Origin of the sequence: Psychromonas ossibalaenae ATCC BAA-1528 (assembly GCF_000381745.1) — a bacterium.
Lineage (GTDB): Bacteria > Pseudomonadota > Gammaproteobacteria > Enterobacterales > Psychromonadaceae > Psychromonas > Psychromonas ossibalaenae.
This window is the reverse complement of record NZ_KB906991.1, coordinates 55,153-71,915: the sequence shown is the minus strand read 5'-3', so window position 1 is coordinate 71,915 and position 16,763 is coordinate 55,153. Positions and strand designations below refer to the sequence as shown.

Genomic DNA, 16,763 nt, shown 5'->3' with positions numbered 1-16,763 from the left:
TAATTTGTTGTAAAGAAGATATGCCCAACGTTAAAGCCATAACGGGTTGGACTGCTTGAATAAAGCCGAACCATAGAATTGTTAAGTTGCAGGGAAATCTGCAAAGAACTGGATTAGCGTTGGCACTAAATAATTACTGAGGCTTATAAAGCCAAGAGCAGTAGCCATACAACATTGCATGACTACATCGCTTAAATTCAGATGGGTGACTGGTGCATATTGACACCAACATTGTGATTTTTAGGTGTGTATTAACAAACAACAAATTAGCGGTTCATGTACGATTTAATACTTGGTTAAAAAACACCCAAGGAAACTTGCATACCAGCTTGACCAGAACTCACTAATGGGTGACCCTATTTGTGCTATTTGTGTATTTAACTACTGCTGATTTCTGAAAGCCAAGAGTTGATTGTGATTATTAAGTCTTTAGGTATGCCACGATGCCCGTCCATCCTAATTTCCCTTTCATCCAACATTTTTTTCTTTGTATCATCATCACCCAAATCGAAACGAATTAAATTTTTAACATGTTCTAGTGAATAAAATCGTCCATCACCTGTAAGTTCGTTTAGTCCACTTTCCTCAATAACAGCGATGTAATCTAGTTTCCCGTTCACAACCTTCAACGAATTTGGCTTACAAGCTTTAAGGTAACACACCATGGCTATCAAATACTGATAGTCTGGTAAGTAGCGTGTACTCCCAACCATATTGTTAATAATAGAAAAGTAAGAAAGAACCCTTTCTATTTCCCTAAATGATGGTTGATAAAACTTAACTATATCGTTTAGTACTGTAACAACTTCATTATTAACAATCTCTTCGTTGTCATCTTTCATAGCTTTTAAAGCATATTGAAGGAATTTGTAACCATGATCATTATATTCACTTGCCGACCTAGGCATTGATAGCCAAACATTGATAAATTTATGAAGATAATTAGTTGGGTCAATACCCTGTCCATACTTTGCTTTAATCGATTCTTCTAATTGCGTTCTATTCGTCACTAAAAGAAAAGTTATCCCCTTAACAGAGAACAAATGTTTAACTTGCTCCAATAATTCCAAGGCAAAATCTGGTTTACACCGATCCAGTTCATCTATAATGAATACAATAGGCTTACCATTATTAGCTTCATTAGCAAACGTTGATAAGTACTCTCTAAACTCTTTTAATGCTAGCTTGTCTTTTTCAGCATGTTCAAACCTTTCTTTAACCAAATCATCGACTTGATTAGCAACCAAATTTGAAAGCTCTTTTTCAGCCACATCAACTGCACTACCATCGACAAGGCCTGCCGTACCTACTTTTACTGCAACTTTCAAAGCACCTCTAGTAAGAGACTTAACAGCCTTTGTTGCCTTATTCTTGAACTTAGTCTTTGTTTCTTCGTCATCAACAGATATGAGCTGATAGATTTCAGAGGCTAGTGTCAAAAATGGGTCTTTTTGATAGTCGTTTTCAAAAGCATCAAAGTAGATAGACTTAATTTCTGGTTCGCGGTGATTAGCTAGATAACCTCTCCACATTTTGATAAATGTACTTTTACCTTCCCCCCAACCAGAATCCAAGGCTATCACAGGGTTTCCTCCTGAATTTTCAACGAGGTTGGCAAGCCTTTCTCCAAAATCTTTACGGTTAAATATATCTATCTCCGACCGAAAACCACAATCATCAGAGATCTGAACTTCTGGCACTACTATATTCATGTTAATCCTTATCATTGCAATGTTTGACGTGTAAATCGTGGTGGTATAACGCCGCATTTGCGGCTGGTTTGGAGCGCAGCGGAAAACCAGTCCGACAACATGCGCTTGTTAGATTTATTTTTCACGACGACCCTTTTTAAACCTGCCTATAAAGTGCCAGACAATCGTCGCTATAAGTGAAGCCAGTACACCAAAGCCAAAACTGATCCACCTTTCTGTCCAAATCGTCTTCTCAACTTCCTTTTTCTGTTGCAGAAAAATAGCATCAACCACCTTTTGATTAGCAGTAACAATTGGCTCTAGCTCGGACTTCTTTGTTTCCAGTTCTTGGATTACATTTTTCGTTACTTCTATCTCACTTTTTTTACTGGTGATGAATGCAGATAAATCATTCAAATTTCGTTCAGTATTTTTCAGTAAGTTAAATTGTTCTGAGTAACTTTGGACGCTTTCAAGCCGTTCAGTTCTAGCCGTTTCAGAAGAATATATTGCCAGCCCTAAACTCAACACGGCTAATAAAGAGCCTATGAAAGATATTATTGCAGTGGGCTGAGGAGACTTTTTATAGCTTTTTACCCAAAGGTCAACAAACGCCTCAGCGAAAGCATCAAACCGAAACAGTATTATTGATTTTATGAGCTTAACAGAATCTTCAAGCTCATCTTCCTCTGGTGGGGCGTGATGAATACCGAAGTCACTTTCTAAAATCTCAGCGCCTGAAGTATCTTGATTTGTCATATTCAGAATGCCAACAGGGTATTCCCAAGCTTCGAACTTTATCTGAATACGATTACCACAGTTATGACACTCTTCATCCACTTCATAGGTATGCTGAACCTCTGTCCCCATCTCTCTTTCTGATCCAGATTCAGCCACAAAATGGAAGTCTTCTTCATGCAAGTAATGTTTAGCACCACACTTGAGACATTTATATGTGGCGTTCCCTATTATTCCGTCACTCATAATTTTTAATATGCACTCCATGAAATCTAACAGCTTTATATACGTCACAGTGACGCAATTATTCCGTTGTATATATTAATGACCCACAACATCACAACAGCCACAAAACCAAATAAATTCAATGACTTGTGAGTATTTAGAACAGAGAAGTGAGTCGACAAATGCGTCACGATGGAAAAAGCAATATATCTAAACCATATATCCTTTAAAAACATATGGATAATTTCGGGATACTATAGGAAATGACTAATAAAAAATATTACATCCCATTACACCAAGGTCATTGAAATATAACAAGGTTATAAAGAAAGAGGTGCGAGGTAAGAAACTTACCTCGCAAAATGATAACTATATATAGAAGGGATTTAGAAAAGTTCTTTTTCTAACAACTGCCAATACAATTCATAACCAACCAGCTGTTCATCAAGCCAGTCGTGCTTATTATAAATTGCCATAATTCCACCGAGTTCATGACCAAGCATTTTTTCGGTGACATGAGGCATAATGCCGTTTTCACTTAAGCGGGTAACAATGGTGCGCCTTAAATCATGGGGAACAAAGTGCTCAAGCTTCATACGGTCATTTAAACGCTGCACAAAACGATTCTGCGCATGCGCGGTTAATGGCTTTCTAGGCGACTGACCGGGTATCAAGAACTCGCGTTCACTGCCATAAGGTAAGTTCAGTGATTTAATTAATTCAATCACCTTTGAGGACAGTGCCCGTCTGATTGCCTTTCGGGTTTTAAATAAAAACAGGATCGCATCTTGCCTTTTGCCTATATAACCTAAATAGTTCGGCTAGTGTCTTACATTCCCGTTTGCGTTTTTCTTGTGATGATCAAATCCTTTAGCAAATGAAATCATGGATGATTTTATTAGTCTTTGCATGCACAGGGATGTGCATTAAAAGAGGGTGCGTTAAAAAGGAATTGGGCATTACAAGATTAAAAAACGCCTCGGGACGGCACTCTTTTGCTTACTTTTCTCTTGCTGTTGAGAGAAAAGTAAAGTCGCCGACAGGGCGAAACCCCAACGGAGAAAGTTAAACCAAGAGCTAACAAGCGCAAGCCGACAAAAACGGCTTTGCTTACACTGCAAGTGAATTACTCCATTCAACACAGCAAGATACAGCTCAATTACTTGCTCTCAAGCATCACTTAGCTTAATCTCTCGATATAATTCAAAACAAATACAGCAATAACAAGGCCTGTAATGGAAGATAACGAACAAAAAGACGCATTAGAAACTCCCCACGAAGGCCCCTCGCTGTACTGGCACGATTATGAAACATTCGGACTTAATCCGGGTGCGGACCGCCCTTCGCAGTTTGCCGGTATCCGTACTGATCTGGATCTAAACGTCGTATCCAAAGCCGATGAATGGTTCTGCCGTGCACCCAGTGACTACCTGCCTAGTCCGGAAGCCTGTTTAATCACCGGCATTACACCGCAGAAAACGCTGCAGCATGGTGTACCGGAAAACCAGTTTATCGACCTTATTAACCAGGCATTCAGTCAAAAAGATACCTGTGTGGTGGGTTATAACAACATCCGTTTCGATGATGAAGTGACGCGTTTTACTTTATATAGAAACTTTCAGGATCCCTATCAGCGCGAATGGAAAAACGGCTGCTCACGCTGGGACATTATCGATCTGGTGCGCACCTGTTACGCATTACGCCCGGAAGGCATCAACTGGCCGGTTGATGATAATGATGTACCGTCATTTCGTTTAGAGTTATTAACCAAAGAAAACGGTCTGGCTCATACACAGGCCCATGACGCGATGTCTGATGTTTATGCGACTATTGCTATTGCAAAGTTAATTAAAGATACTCACCCGAAACTGTATGACTACTGCTTTAATCTGCGTAAAAAACATAACGTATTAAATGAGTTAAAACTTGGCAGCATGGCGCCTGTTGTTCATATTTCCGGTATGTTTCCGGCATTACAGGGTTGTGCTTCCTATGTGCTGCCTGTCTGTGAGCATCCTTTTAATAAAAATGCCGTGATCGTGGTTGACCTTAATAAAGACTTAACTAATTTAGCTTCACTTAGCGCTGCAGAGATCCGCCAGTATATGTATACGCCAACGGCTGATTTACCTGAGGGTATAAGCCGGCCTGCACTGAAGTTAATCCACATAAATAAGTGCCCTATTGTCGCACCGGCAAAAACATTAACTGAAACTCGGGCAGATGAATTAGGTATAGACCGCCAGCAGTGCCGCTTATCTTTAGACTTTATCAAGCGTAATACAGAGATTGCAGAAAAGCTCCAGCAGGTCTTTGCCGAGGAGTCGTCTAACACTGAAAATAAGACCCCGGAAGAGATGTTATACGCCGGAGGCTTCTTTTCAGGTCATGACAAAGCACTGATTAATCAAGTACATAAAAGCAGCTTTGATGAGTTAACTAAAAGCACGTTTGATTTCGAAGATGCACGTTTACAAACACTGCTATGGCATTATCGCGCTCGAAATGCACCGCAGTCTTTAACCATGGAGGAGCAGGAACAATGGCAAAGGCAGTGCCAGGCTTATTTACTGGAGCATAGTTTGTCTTACAGTGAAAAACTTGATGCGCTTGCGCTCGAACATCAAAGTAATCCTGCAAAATTAGATCTGCTCCTGCAACTTCACAATTATCTTTATTATTTAAGCAGTAATTAAACGGTAATGGGGCTATATTGTAACAGTGTTTTTCAACAGTTTTACATGGAGGTAAAATCATGTTGAAGTTAATCATCGCTATCGTAGCTCTTACATCCAGCAGTTGTTTCGCAGTCAATGTGCCGTCGAACCTGCTTCAGGTGCAATATCAGAAATCTGTGAAGCAGCAGGCAGAGGCGGATGAATTTAATTTCAGCTCTGTTTCGCAGATACCAGAAGTTACTTATAACTATCTGAACGAGATATTTACCTCTTTTTCTCAGACCTTGTCTTTAAGCACTCCCATTACCAACAGTACATTTGAAAATAATTCCTATTATGAACTGATCTCAGTACCGTTAATTGCACCTAATAATGACAATATCCAGCTGGAATTCTTCAGCAATTTTTCAAATCCGTCCACCGCCTACCTCAGTAACATGTCAGATGATCATGCGATGTCTGACTATATGTCTAATACTCAGCACAGTGACTTCTATGATAAAGATACAGATATAGGATTTGGTGCAGGGTTTAGTTTTAATACCAGCCCGACCGGTAAAATTAAAATTATTATCTCCAATGAGGAGATCCCGGGTTATGGAAATAGTAAGGCGTTAATCGGCTTTGAATCAAAATTCTAACCACCTACTGCAGTCTGCTTAAGGCTGCAGAATTATTCCCCCTCCTTATTGCCGTTAACAGTCAAAATGCATTTATCAGCCGTCAGCTAAGGTGCACATGATGACATTTCGGCCGATTATCTTCGTAATCCTCTTCCGGTAGTCATAAATGCAGGTATTTAACGCCTAAAAATGATAACGGGTATATAGTATAACAAAATTTTATTTCCTCTAATTTCTACTTCAGCTATTCTTAGTTCTACAACTTTCAATAACATACAAAAGGTTAGGAAATACGATGACTAAAATTTTTAGTGATAATTCACAAACTATTGGTAACACTCCTCTTGTTCGTTTAAATAACGTAACAACCGGTAATGTATTCGCTAAAGTGGAAAGCCGTAACCCAAGCTTTAGTGTTAAATGCCGCATCGGCGCAAATATGATCTGGGACGCTGAAAAGAAAGGTACACTTACAAAAGAAAAAGAGCTGGTTGAACCAACAAGCGGTAATACGGGTATTGCGCTGGCATTTGTTGCAGCTGCCCGCGGTTACAAAATCACCCTGACTATGCCTAATACCATGAGTGTTGAACGTCGTAAGCTGCTTAAAGCCCTGGGTGCAAACTTAGTATTAACCGACGGTGCATTAGGTATGAAAGGTGCGATCAATAAAGCACAGGAATTAGCAGATGCACAGCCGAATAAGTACCTGCTTCTACAGCAGTTTGAGAACCCTGCCAATCCGGAAATTCACGAGAAAACAACCGGCCCTGAAATCTGGAATGATACCGACGGCCAGATTGATGCATTCGTAGCCGGTGTGGGTACCGGCGGTACAATCACAGGTGTCAGCCGTTACATCAAACAAACTCAAGGTAAAGCGATTTTAAGTGTGGCAGTAGAGCCTGAAGACTCTCCAGTTATTACGCAGACTCTTGCAGGAGAAGAAATAAAACCAGGCCCGCATAAGATTCAGGGTATCGGTGCAGGTTTCATTCCGAAAAATTTAGATATCTCATTAGTAGACCGTGCAGCTTTAGTCAGTAATGATGATGCCATTGAAATGGCACGCCGCTTAATGGAAGAAGAAGGTATTCTGGCTGGTATTTCGTCGGGCGCGGCCGTTGTTGCAGCAGCTCGTTTAGCTGAAGAGCCTGAATACAAAGATAAAAATATTGTTGTTATTCTGCCGAGCTCTGGGGAACGTTACCTTTCAACAGCACTATTTGCAGGGGTGTTTGAAGGCGAAAATTTTGCCTGATTAACGTCTTAATCTGATAAAAAAGGTGCCTGGAGCACCTTTTTTTTCCTGTTAAAAATCATTCAACTACACTAAAAAGATAACCTCACGACTTATTAGTTACTTTTTGTTACCTTTCTTACCTTTCGTTACCTTTTTTTAATGTTTTAAAGCAAAAATACATTGACCTAGTCTCACTAATTAAGGATTATTCATTCACATTTATTTAAATGTAGTTATATGTTCTGCTTAAAGTCTTTTTTTACAGGACAAAAAAAGTATGGCAAAATGTGAGTTGTCGCAAAAAACATGACCTGCGTCAAACTCATATAAGCATTTTTTCGTTACTTTGTAATCGCAAAACAAAATTATTCGTTATTACGTTGCTATGGTTTATTTCTTAACCACAGTAATAAAAATACCCATAAACTTCTCAAAATTGAAGGTGTTTCCATGTATCAAAAAACAGTAACTATCACTGCGCCTAACGGCCTACATACTCGTCCAGCAGCACAATTTGTTAAAGAAGCTAAATCTTTTGCATCTGACATCTCTGTTGAAGTCGGTGGTAAATCTGCAAGTGCAAAAAGCCTGTTTAAGCTGCAAACTTTAGGTTTAACTCAAGGTACATCTGTAAATATCAAAGCTGAAGGCGCTGATGAGCAAAAAGCAGTTGATACGCTAGTAGAACTTATGGCTACGCTTGTATAGTTCAAAATACGTATTATTTAGTTTTTAATCAGTACTTAAAGGATCGAATATGATATCTGGCATTCTAGCGTCTCCTGGAATAACGTTCGCAAAAGCATTATTACTGCAGGAAGATGAAATATCTCTAAACACGGGTAAAGTTGATGACATCGACAAGGAAATTGCTCGCTTCATAGAAGGGCGTGGCAAAGCGTCCGCTCAACTTGAGGTTGTAAAACAAAAAGCATTAGAAACATTCGGTGAAGAGAAAGAAGCTATCTTCGAAGGACATATCATGCTCCTTGAAGATGAAGAGCTAGAAGAAGATATCGTAGCTTACATCAAAGAAAACAAATGTTCTGCAGACTTTGCTATCAACTACATCGTTGAAGAAAATGCAAATATGCTTCAGGAGTTGGACGATCCTTATTTACGCGAGCGTGCTTCTGATTTCCGTGATATCGGAAGCCGTTTACTAAAAAATGTTTTAGGCATTGAAATTGTTAACTTAAGCAACATCGCTGAAGAAGTTGTATTAATTGCTAACGATTTAACACCTTCAGAAACAGCACAGATTAACCTTGATAAAGTACTTGGTTTTATCACCGATATCGGTGGTCGTACATCTCATACTTCTATCATGGCCCGCTCACTGGAAATCCCTGCCATCGTAGGTACTAATGATATAACTAAACGTGTTAAAAATGGTGACAACATCATTCTAGATGCGCTTAATAATAAAATCATCATTAACCCAAGTGCAGCTGAATTAGCTGAAGCTAAACAAATTAAAGCGACTTTCTTAGCTGAGAAAGAAGAGCTTGCTAAATTAAAAGACCTTCCGGCAATGACCCTTGACGGTCATCACGTTGAAGTCTGCTCAAACATCGGTACTGTTAAAGATACTGACGGGGCTAAACGTAACGGTGCTGAAGGCGTTGGTTTATACCGTACTGAATTCTTATTCATGGACCGTGACCAGCTTCCGACTGAAGAAGAACAGTTCATCGCTTATAAAGATGTTGTGGAAGCAATGGAAGGTAAAGCCTGCATTATCCGTACTATGGATATTGGTGGTGACAAAGATCTGCCTTACCTTGACCTGCCGACTGAAATGAATCCTTTCCTAGGCTGGCGTGCAATCCGTATCTGTTTCGACCGTCCGGAAATCATGAACCCGCAGTTACGTGCTTTATTACGTGCTTCTGCATTCGGTAAAATCCGTATCATGTTCCCGATGATTATCTCTGTTGAAGAAATTCGCCGACTTAAATCAATTATTGCGGTACTAAAAGCAGAATTGACTGGTGAAGGTCACGCTTTTGATGAAGCAATTGAAATCGGTGTAATGATCGAAACACCAGCTGCAGCGGCTATCGCTCATCATCTGATTAAAGAAGTTGAGTTCTTCAGTATCGGTACAAACGATTTAACGCAGTACACACTAGCTGTAGACCGTGGTAATGAACTTATCTCAGATCTTTACAACCCGATGACACCTTCAGTATTAAGCATCATCAAAACAGTCATCGATGCTTCTCATGCTGCTGGTAAATGGACGGGTATGTGTGGTGAGTTAGCGGGTGATGAACGTGCAACGTTACTACTTCTAGGTATGGGTCTTGACGAGTTCTCTATGAGTGCTATCTCTATCCCTACTGTTAAGAAAATTATCCGTAATACGAATTTCTCTGATGTTAAAGCCCTTGCTGATGAAGCACTATCAATGGCAACGGCAGCTGAAATCGAAGCCCTGGTTAACGAATTTAATAAGACTAAAGGCATTAACTAATTATTTAAACGGGTTATAATGCAGTAAAGCAGACGCCCGTTTGATATTATATATCTATCAATAACAATTTGGAGTTAACCTATGGGTTTTTTCGATTCATTAAAAAAAGCAATTTCAGGCACGACAGAAACAGACGACACAATTGACATTATTGCACCGCTTTCAGGTGAAATCGTAGCAATTGAAGATGTGCCGGATGTTGTATTCGCTGAAAAAATTGTTGGTGACGGTATCGCAATTCGTCCAACCGGCAACAAAATGGTTGCACCTTGTGACGGGGAGATTGGTAAAATCTTCGAAACTAACCATGCATTCTCTTTAGAGTCTGACACTGGTATCGAACTTTTTGTTCACTTCGGTATTGATACCGTTGAGCTTAAAGGCGAAGGTTTCACTCGTATCGCACAAGAAGGCCAGAAAGTGAAAATGGGTGATACAATCATCGAATTTGATCTTGAGTTCCTAAAAGAAAAAGCAAAATCAATCTTAACACCTGTTGTTATTTCAAACATGGATGAGATTAAAGAACTACAGAAGATGTCTGGTGCTGTTACAGTCGCTTCTGACCCGGTACTTAAAATCATTAAATAAGTAAACCTTATTTATGTTTTAAAAAGAGTCGCTTATGCGGCTCTTTTTGTTTCTGCTAAGCACTGCTGTTTTTCTTTTTATTCCCTGCTACAATCATTTTATTTTCAGCGGGTAAATCATGACAACAATTCTGTACGGCATCCCTAACTGTGATACGGTAAAAAAAGCGCAAAAATGGCTTTTACAAAATAACATCCCATATACATTTCATGACTTTCGTAAAGACGGCTTAGATAAAACTCTTATCGACGCATTTCTGAAAAACCTACCCTGGTCTGATTTAGTCAACAAACGCAGTACCAGTTATCGACAACTCAGCGATGCACAAAAAACATCACTCAGCGAAAGCACAGTGAGCGATCTGTTTATTGAACTTCCGACTTTAATCAAGCGCCCTCTTCTTGTTCATAACAGCCATTATCAACTTGGTTTTAAGATTGAAACCTACCAGACTCTATTTTCAGTATAAGGAAGATCCATGTCAGACAGTCCTGTTTTGGTTTTACTCAAAGATTTAGTAAGCCGCCGTTCGATTACCCCTGAAGACGCCGGCTGTCAGCCGTTATTGATTTCAAAACTTGAAAAGCTGGGCTTTGAATGTGAAGTCATGATATTTGAAGATACCACCAACTTATGGGCACGCCGCGGCAGTGAAAAACCATTATTCTGCTTCGCCGGCCATACTGATGTTGTTCCAACCGGACCGGAAGACAAATGGATATGCCCTCCCTTTGAGCCGCAGGTAATTGACGGATTTCTATACGGCCGCGGCACTGCTGATATGAAAAGCGGTATTGCAGCTTTTATGGTCGCACTGGAGCAGTTTATAGAAGCACATCAAGATCATAACGGTTCAATCGCACTGTTAATCACCAGCGATGAAGAAGGCCCGTTTATCAATGGAACGACACGTGTTGTGGATACCCTTGAAGCCCGTGATGAAAAAATTGATTATTGTATTGTTGGTGAGCCCTCAAGCACAGAGCATGTCGGTGACGCGATTAAAAACGGCCGCAGAGGTTCGTTAACCGCAGATCTGATAATCAAAGGGACACAGGGTCATGTCGCTTACCCGCATCTGGTTCACAACCCGATACACAGCTGCACCTGTGCACTGTCTGAACTGGCGAATACTCAATGGGATAGCGGCAATCAATATTTTCCGCCTACGAGTTTCCAGATCACCAATTTTAACTCCGGCACCGGCGCGAGCAATGTAGTACCGGGAGAAGCATTCATTCAATGTAATTTCAGATATTCCACCGAATTAACCGCCGAGCAGATAACCACACAGGTGGAGTCTATTTTACATAAACATGAACTTAATTTTGATGTTCAATGGACTTACAACGGTTCACCTTTTATCACCCAGCCCGGCACTCTAACTGATGCAGTCGCTCAAGCTATTTTTGAGGTAAACGGTTTAACCACCGAACTATCTACCAGCGGCGGTACATCAGACGCTCGATTCATCGCACCTACCGGCGCACAGGTGGTTGAAGTGGGGCCGGGTAATAAAACCATTCATAAACTCAATGAATGCGTAAAGGTTGATGACTTAGAAGAGTTAGTTAAGATATATCAGCTGACACTGGAAAAGTTATTAGCGTGTTAGCACAGCAGTTAACCGGTCAGGTAACCTCTCACCTGACTGAAACCGGTAACGGGATTTTAATTCATCGAAATGCCGAGGCTGATTTCTGCGCTCTGCAGCAGGCGGCAAAATCAGCCGGTTTTAACCTGCAGATTGCCAGCGGATTTCGCAGTTTTGAACGGCAGCAGTTTATCTGGAATAATAAATATTCAGGTAAGAGAGCAGTTTTAGATAGAAACGAACAAGTATTGAACCTGCAGACTTTATCTGAATTAGAAAAGCTGCTGGCGATTCTGCACTGGTCTGCATTACCAGGTGCAAGCCGTCATCACTGGGGAAGTGATTTTGATATCTATGATCCTGATTTATTACCGCAAAAACAGAGTCTGCAGCTAACCGTCAGTGAATATGAACAGAATGGTTATTTCCATGAGTTAAGCCTCTGGTTAAGTGACAATATGCACTTATTCGGTTTCTACCGCCCTTATCAGAATTATCAAGGTGGTGTTGCAGTAGAGCCCTGGCATATAAGTTATTATCCGATTGCAGAGAAAGCACTTAAACAATTAGATCTAGCCCTCATTGAAGACACAATTATCAATAATAATGTGCTTGGGAAATCGCTAATTTGCCAACAACTACCTATGATATATAAACAATTCATATGTAATATAAATCAATTGTAACTAACAACATGATGGGAAAAAAACATGTCAGAAAGACGCAAATTTTCACGAATCACCTTTGCAGGACAGTGTTCAATAAGCGAAGATTCTTCTGGTGAAACAGAAACCTGGTCGACCGAAATTTTAGATATATCTTTAAAAGGGGCATTAGTTCTCAGCCCGGCTGACTGGTCAAATAAAGAAAATGTACCGGTACAGTTAAATCTGCAGCTTGAAGGCTCTGACATAGTCTTAGAAATAGGCGGTGTGATTTGTCACTATGAGGAGGGGTTATTAGGAGTCAAATTCTTAACATTAAGTTTAGACAGTATTTCCCATCTGAAACGCCTGGTGCAGTTAAACTTAGCGGACGAAAATCTACTGCACCGAGAGATCTCGCAGTTGGTTAATATTGAAGACTAATTAAAGTTTACATCTAAGTGTATTTTAACTGATGAGCAGTGGCCTTATCAGTTAAAATACACGGTCATATAGAAAACCATATCGCAGACGCACTGATTAGGTGCCGAAACGCTCCTTCTATATCTGTTAATGCCTTACTTATAATACTGAATAAACTTGAGCAGATTGTTATTCTCTTAATGCTTTATAACTCTTAAGCATTGAAATCCTTTACTATATTGTGCTTTACTCAGTGTATTAATTATTATTAAACAGATCATGCCTTAGAAGTTAAATATCAGCATTACAACCGCAGATTACTGACAAAAGGCTAAACAATTCTCTGCAACTGCAGATAAAGTGATTAAAATTACTATAAAAGACAAGAACCGCGGATGAAAAACTAATATATGGATTTTAAAGATTACCAGTCACAAATCAGAGAGCTTATTCCGTTACGGAATGCGCCCGATTTTAATGATCTACTCAATAAAATCCTATTTGGTGAAAGCACCAGTGATAAATTTCTGATCAAGATGGAACTCAACCGTTTGTCGCAGCCGTGTCAGCGAATTATTGATTTACGACATAAAGTAACTGAAGACTGCCAGCTGCATCAGCAGGACGGTCTGAAGCATTATCTAACCAAAGATACTGTTAAAGTATTACAGGAGACAATTGAGTTATACGGCCTTTATACTATCGGCGTATATGAATATGTTCACTATTACCTTCTGCAGCAGAAACAGAAACAAACAGAAAAACACTTTTCAGACAATGAATTACCGGTAAAAGAGGAGCAATGTGAATTTCTGCGCCTTTCTCAGAAAACCAAACGCAGTGCACCGCGTATGTTTTTTGTTTCTGATGTACAGCTTATTCTTGAAGACGGCACAATATTAAACGCGCAAACCTCTAATATCTCATCATCTGGTTTAAAGGTAAAACTACATGAAGATATTCATATGCTTAACGATCAGTATATACAAGTCATTTTTACCGGTCTGAAAAATGAATACATCGAAACACACCTTGAGAAAAGAATTAATTATCAGTTAATCAAGCAGAAGCATAACGATAATATTCACTATTTTTATTTAATGCTTGCCGATGACAACGATCAGTTCATCAATTTTATTCGTGAATTCATCCGTATGAATCAGCATAAGTATAAAATTGATGTGTACTATTATTATCAACTTGCCAAAATCAATGCCTTAAAACACAGCTGCCTGGCACAGATGAATTCATTACCGGTTTACCTTGACTGCCGCTCTTCCAGTCCCTTTATCTTTACTTTGAATAATAAATCCAATAAAAAAATAATTAATGAGTGGACCTGTGAAGGTAACAGCCAGCTGCCGATATTATTTAATGAATTACGCCTGACTAAGCAGCTGGCACAAATGCAGCAGCCGACCAGTACACTTTACTGTTTTACCCATATTAGCGGCGGCAGACAGTACTTTTTATCTGCAACCGAAGAAGAGTTGATAGAAAAGGATTTAAAGAAATTATTTATTAGCTACGGACAAAGTAAAAGCAGCTGGAAAGTTTATCACCTGACACTGCGAGAATATCAGTATCGGCAGAATCAGAACAACAGTTACGACATAACCGAACCTGTACCTGCAGAGTTTAACCGTGTCACCCATATTGCCATATTAGAGCCGTTAACTAAGGCATATCCGCAGCCGGTCAACGACACAACTGACAAATATGACTTAAGTACCTTAAACCAATTTGTTCATATACAGAATGAAGATAACGAAGCACATATATTCACCCTGTTTTCAACCGAGAGAAGAAAAGAGGAACGTTATCTTTATGAAAGTCAGTTAGTACTAAATGACAAAGGCACGAACTACCAGGGAAAAATTCTAAACTTCTCATTATCAGGTCTGAGAATTCAGCTGGATAAAATTGTTTCAATGGCAGTTGGAAGCAAAGTAACTATCAATTTAAAGGAATTACAAAGAATATCTAAGAAATTCGCATTAAATCATCTGCATTATCAGGTGGTCTGCGCAGGCCCAAATAACAGCTGGCATTTACAAGTTTGCGAAACAGACAGCCTGAAAGTGACAAACTCTTTTTTCTCGTTATTAATAAAAAATAATGCCAAACACTTTAAGTGTTTACCATTAACAACGCCTAAACAGCCTGCATCCAAGCGTTTAATCGAAATTTCAGAGGAAGCATTAACTAATTGTGTTTTCTTTATCGGTAAAGAAGGCGGACGCCCTAAAATTAGATTTGCAGCCATAGACAGCGTCGATCACCCTCTTCACAAACTTTTTTCCATGTGCAGTGATAATCCTGCTGAACTAAATTACTACCCGCTGGCAAATAATTTACTCTACGAGCGTCTGATAGCAGAGCCGTTTAAAAATATGGAAAATGAACCGCTGGCAAAAGAGGCGCTAATTTATGTTCGCGCAGTGCAGACCGTAGATAAACAATGGCAGATACACAGTTTACTTGATAATGACTTTAAATCTGAGCAGGAAAAAAGAGATTTTATAATTAAGAGTGAGCAGGAATCGACATTTTACGCGCTGCATTACCGGCTTAGTGCATTAGATAAACCTGATTTATCAACCATTAAACCTGAAATTCGCGCCATATCCCGGTTCGCTATTCACTTAACCAAAAAACTTGAGGAAGAGTTAACGGCGGTTCACGCCATGATCGAAATATTCGACAGAAGTAAAGATATATTAGACGCTGTTAAAGGAGATTCAACTTAAGCACTTATAAAGTGCTTAAGATACGAGACACTGCTTTTTAAAACCATCTAAGCGAGCTTGACGCACTCAAAATACACAAAGCGCCCTGCAGATCTAAATGATTAAGCGAAACAGGCGCTTTCTCCTGCACAATAGGCTTAGCATGAATTGCGATCCCCACCGCAGAGGCGTCCATCATAACCAGATCATTTGCACCGTCACCAATAGCAGCCGTTTGTGAAAGCGGAATACCATAAGACTCAGCTAACTCACCTAAGGTACGCGCTTTAACCTGTGCATTAACAATTTCCCCCACTACTTTTCCGGTTAAACGGCTGTCAGATATTTCTAATGTATTGGCAACGGCAGCATCAAACCCATGGTCATCTTTCAGACGGTCGGCAAAATAGTTAAAACCACCAGAGGCGATAGCAACTTTCCAACCGGCAGCTTTAAGTCCCGCGATTAATGCTTCTAAGCCCGGCATCAAAGGCATATTGTCAGCCACTTCCTGTAGTATCGAAACAGGCGCATTTTCTAATTTTCCGACACGGGTACGCAGACTTTGATTGAAATCCAGCTTACCCTGCATTGCCAGAGCAGTAACAGCAGACACCTGCTCTCCGACACCGAATAATTCAGCAATTTCATCGATACATTCAATCTGAATGGTTGTTGAATCCATATCCATCAGAACTAAACCCGGCTGATTCCAGTCAGGAAAAGACGCCATCAAAGCAAAATCCAGCTGATTGTGTTTTGCGAAGGCATCAATAACAACTTTAAGAGAATCGGGATAAGCACCTAATGCAAAACGCATTACAGTTACATTTTCAATTAGTTCCGGTTTATGCAGACGAACACTATCAACCCCATTTTTAACCAGTAATATCAAAAGGTTACTTAACTGCTCAGTGGTGAATGAGCGCCCCATTACAATCAGTTCAGCCTGCTGATTAAAATCATAATCCGGCAGCTCAATTAACTTCCCATTTTGGTAAAACAAATGTTCTAATCCGCTAACTTGTTGTTTTAAATAATCTCTCCATTGAATTAATGATTGAGAATTTAAAGGAACTTGAAGTATTTCTTTAGTTTTCACAGT

15 protein-coding genes are annotated in these 16,763 nt (G+C 39.8%); 11 read left to right on the top strand and 4 right to left on the bottom strand.

From position 1 onward, the window contains the following. Positions 1-377 precede the first annotated feature (377 nt). The 3 genes from G327_RS0113125 to G327_RS0113115 all read right to left on the bottom strand — a co-directional run bounded on the left by G327_RS0113125 (position 378) and on the right by G327_RS0113115 (position 3,433). Positions 378-1,712 carry a KAP family P-loop NTPase fold protein gene (locus tag G327_RS0113125; protein WP_019615244.1) on the bottom strand — a complete coding sequence of 445 codons (1,335 nt, stop codon included), beginning with the start codon at positions 1,710-1,712 and terminating at the stop codon, positions 378-380. A 114-nt stretch (positions 1,713-1,826) separates the two neighbouring features. Next, positions 1,827-2,612, bottom strand: coding sequence for a hypothetical protein (locus tag G327_RS0113120; RefSeq protein ID WP_157601114.1), 786 nt, complete (start codon positions 2,610-2,612; stop codon positions 1,827-1,829). A 428-nt stretch (positions 2,613-3,040) separates the two neighbouring features. Further along, complete coding sequence (locus tag G327_RS0113115) at positions 3,041-3,433, bottom strand: tyrosine-type recombinase/integrase (RefSeq protein WP_083938508.1); 393 nt, start codon at positions 3,431-3,433, stop codon at positions 3,041-3,043. A 456-nt stretch (positions 3,434-3,889) separates the two neighbouring features. Between G327_RS0113115 and sbcB the strand changes: the two genes are divergently transcribed. The 11 genes from sbcB to G327_RS0113060 all read left to right on the top strand — a co-directional run bounded on the left by sbcB (position 3,890) and on the right by G327_RS0113060 (position 15,679). Next, positions 3,890-5,350 carry an exodeoxyribonuclease I gene (gene sbcB, locus G327_RS0113110; RefSeq protein ID WP_019615241.1) on the top strand — a complete coding sequence of 487 codons (1,461 nt, stop codon included), beginning with the start codon at positions 3,890-3,892 and terminating at the stop codon, positions 5,348-5,350. Between the two features lie 59 nt (positions 5,351-5,409). After that, the gene (locus G327_RS0113105) at positions 5,410-5,973 is read left to right on the top strand and encodes a hypothetical protein (protein ID WP_019615240.1); all 564 of its coding nucleotides are present in this window, start codon (positions 5,410-5,412) and stop codon (positions 5,971-5,973) included. Positions 5,974-6,250: 277 nt separating this feature from the next. After that, positions 6,251-7,216 (top strand): cysteine synthase A, encoded by a 966-nt coding sequence (cysK, locus tag G327_RS0113100; RefSeq protein ID WP_019615239.1) that lies wholly within the window; start codon positions 6,251-6,253, stop codon positions 7,214-7,216. Between the two features lie 432 nt (positions 7,217-7,648). Then, a complete protein-coding gene (locus G327_RS0113095; protein ID WP_019615238.1) occupies positions 7,649-7,906 on the top strand; it encodes an HPr family phosphocarrier protein in 258 nt (85 codons plus the stop codon). 49 nt (positions 7,907-7,955) lie between these two features. Further along, the gene (ptsI, locus tag G327_RS0113090; protein WP_019615237.1) at positions 7,956-9,677 is read left to right on the top strand and encodes a phosphoenolpyruvate-protein phosphotransferase PtsI; all 1,722 of its coding nucleotides are present in this window, start codon (positions 7,956-7,958) and stop codon (positions 9,675-9,677) included. An 81-nt stretch (positions 9,678-9,758) separates the two neighbouring features. Beyond that, positions 9,759-10,268 carry a PTS glucose transporter subunit IIA gene (gene crr / locus G327_RS0113085; protein ID WP_019615236.1) on the top strand — a complete coding sequence of 170 codons (510 nt, stop codon included), beginning with the start codon at positions 9,759-9,761 and terminating at the stop codon, positions 10,266-10,268. A 118-nt stretch (positions 10,269-10,386) separates the two neighbouring features. Then, positions 10,387-10,737, top strand: coding sequence for an ArsC family reductase (locus tag G327_RS0113080; protein WP_019615235.1), 351 nt, complete (start codon positions 10,387-10,389; stop codon positions 10,735-10,737). Between the two features lie 9 nt (positions 10,738-10,746). After that, positions 10,747-11,883, top strand: coding sequence for a succinyl-diaminopimelate desuccinylase (gene dapE / locus G327_RS0113075; protein WP_019615234.1), 1,137 nt, complete (start codon positions 10,747-10,749; stop codon positions 11,881-11,883). Further along, positions 11,877-12,548: a M15 family metallopeptidase gene (locus G327_RS0113070; RefSeq protein ID WP_019615233.1), complete on the top strand. Its 672-nt coding sequence runs from the start codon at positions 11,877-11,879 to the stop codon at positions 12,546-12,548. Before dapE ends, G327_RS0113070 begins: the two co-directional genes overlap by 7 nt. A 24-nt stretch (positions 12,549-12,572) precedes the next feature. After that, on the top strand, positions 12,573-12,950 hold the full coding sequence (locus tag G327_RS0113065; protein WP_019615232.1) for a PilZ domain-containing protein: 378 nt from the start codon (positions 12,573-12,575) through the stop codon (positions 12,948-12,950). A gap of 389 nt (positions 12,951-13,339) precedes the next feature. Next, entirely contained in the window at positions 13,340-15,679 is a 2,340-nt protein-coding gene (locus G327_RS0113060; protein ID WP_019615231.1) for a PilZ domain-containing protein, read from the top strand. Positions 15,680-15,716: 37 nt separating this feature from the next. Here the strand turns inward: G327_RS0113060 and serB are convergent, their stop codons facing one another. Further along, entirely contained in the window at positions 15,717-16,760 is a 1,044-nt protein-coding gene (gene serB / locus G327_RS24685; protein ID WP_019615230.1) for a phosphoserine phosphatase SerB, read from the bottom strand. Positions 16,761-16,763: the final 3 nt, after the last annotated feature.

Bases quoted from the DNA above. Each gene is read 5' to 3' on its own strand.
- G327_RS0113125 (WP_019615244.1), bottom strand. From the start codon at position 1,712: ATGAATATAGTAGTGCCAGAAGTTCAGATCTCTGATGATTGTGGTTTT.
- sbcB (WP_019615241.1), top strand. From the start codon at position 3,890: ATGGAAGATAACGAACAAAAAGACGCATTAGAAACTCCCCACGAAGGC.
- G327_RS0113105 (WP_019615240.1), top strand. From the start codon at position 5,410: ATGTTGAAGTTAATCATCGCTATCGTAGCTCTTACATCCAGCAGTTGT.
- cysK (WP_019615239.1), top strand. From the start codon at position 6,251: ATGACTAAAATTTTTAGTGATAATTCACAAACTATTGGTAACACTCCT.
- G327_RS0113095 (WP_019615238.1), top strand. From the start codon at position 7,649: ATGTATCAAAAAACAGTAACTATCACTGCGCCTAACGGCCTACATACT.
- ptsI (WP_019615237.1), top strand. From the start codon at position 7,956: ATGATATCTGGCATTCTAGCGTCTCCTGGAATAACGTTCGCAAAAGCA.
- crr (WP_019615236.1), top strand. From the start codon at position 9,759: ATGGGTTTTTTCGATTCATTAAAAAAAGCAATTTCAGGCACGACAGAA.
- G327_RS0113080 (WP_019615235.1), top strand. From the start codon at position 10,387: ATGACAACAATTCTGTACGGCATCCCTAACTGTGATACGGTAAAAAAA.
- dapE (WP_019615234.1), top strand. From the start codon at position 10,747: ATGTCAGACAGTCCTGTTTTGGTTTTACTCAAAGATTTAGTAAGCCGC.
- G327_RS0113065 (WP_019615232.1), top strand. From the start codon at position 12,573: ATGTCAGAAAGACGCAAATTTTCACGAATCACCTTTGCAGGACAGTGT.
- G327_RS0113060 (WP_019615231.1), top strand. From the start codon at position 13,340: ATGGATTTTAAAGATTACCAGTCACAAATCAGAGAGCTTATTCCGTTA.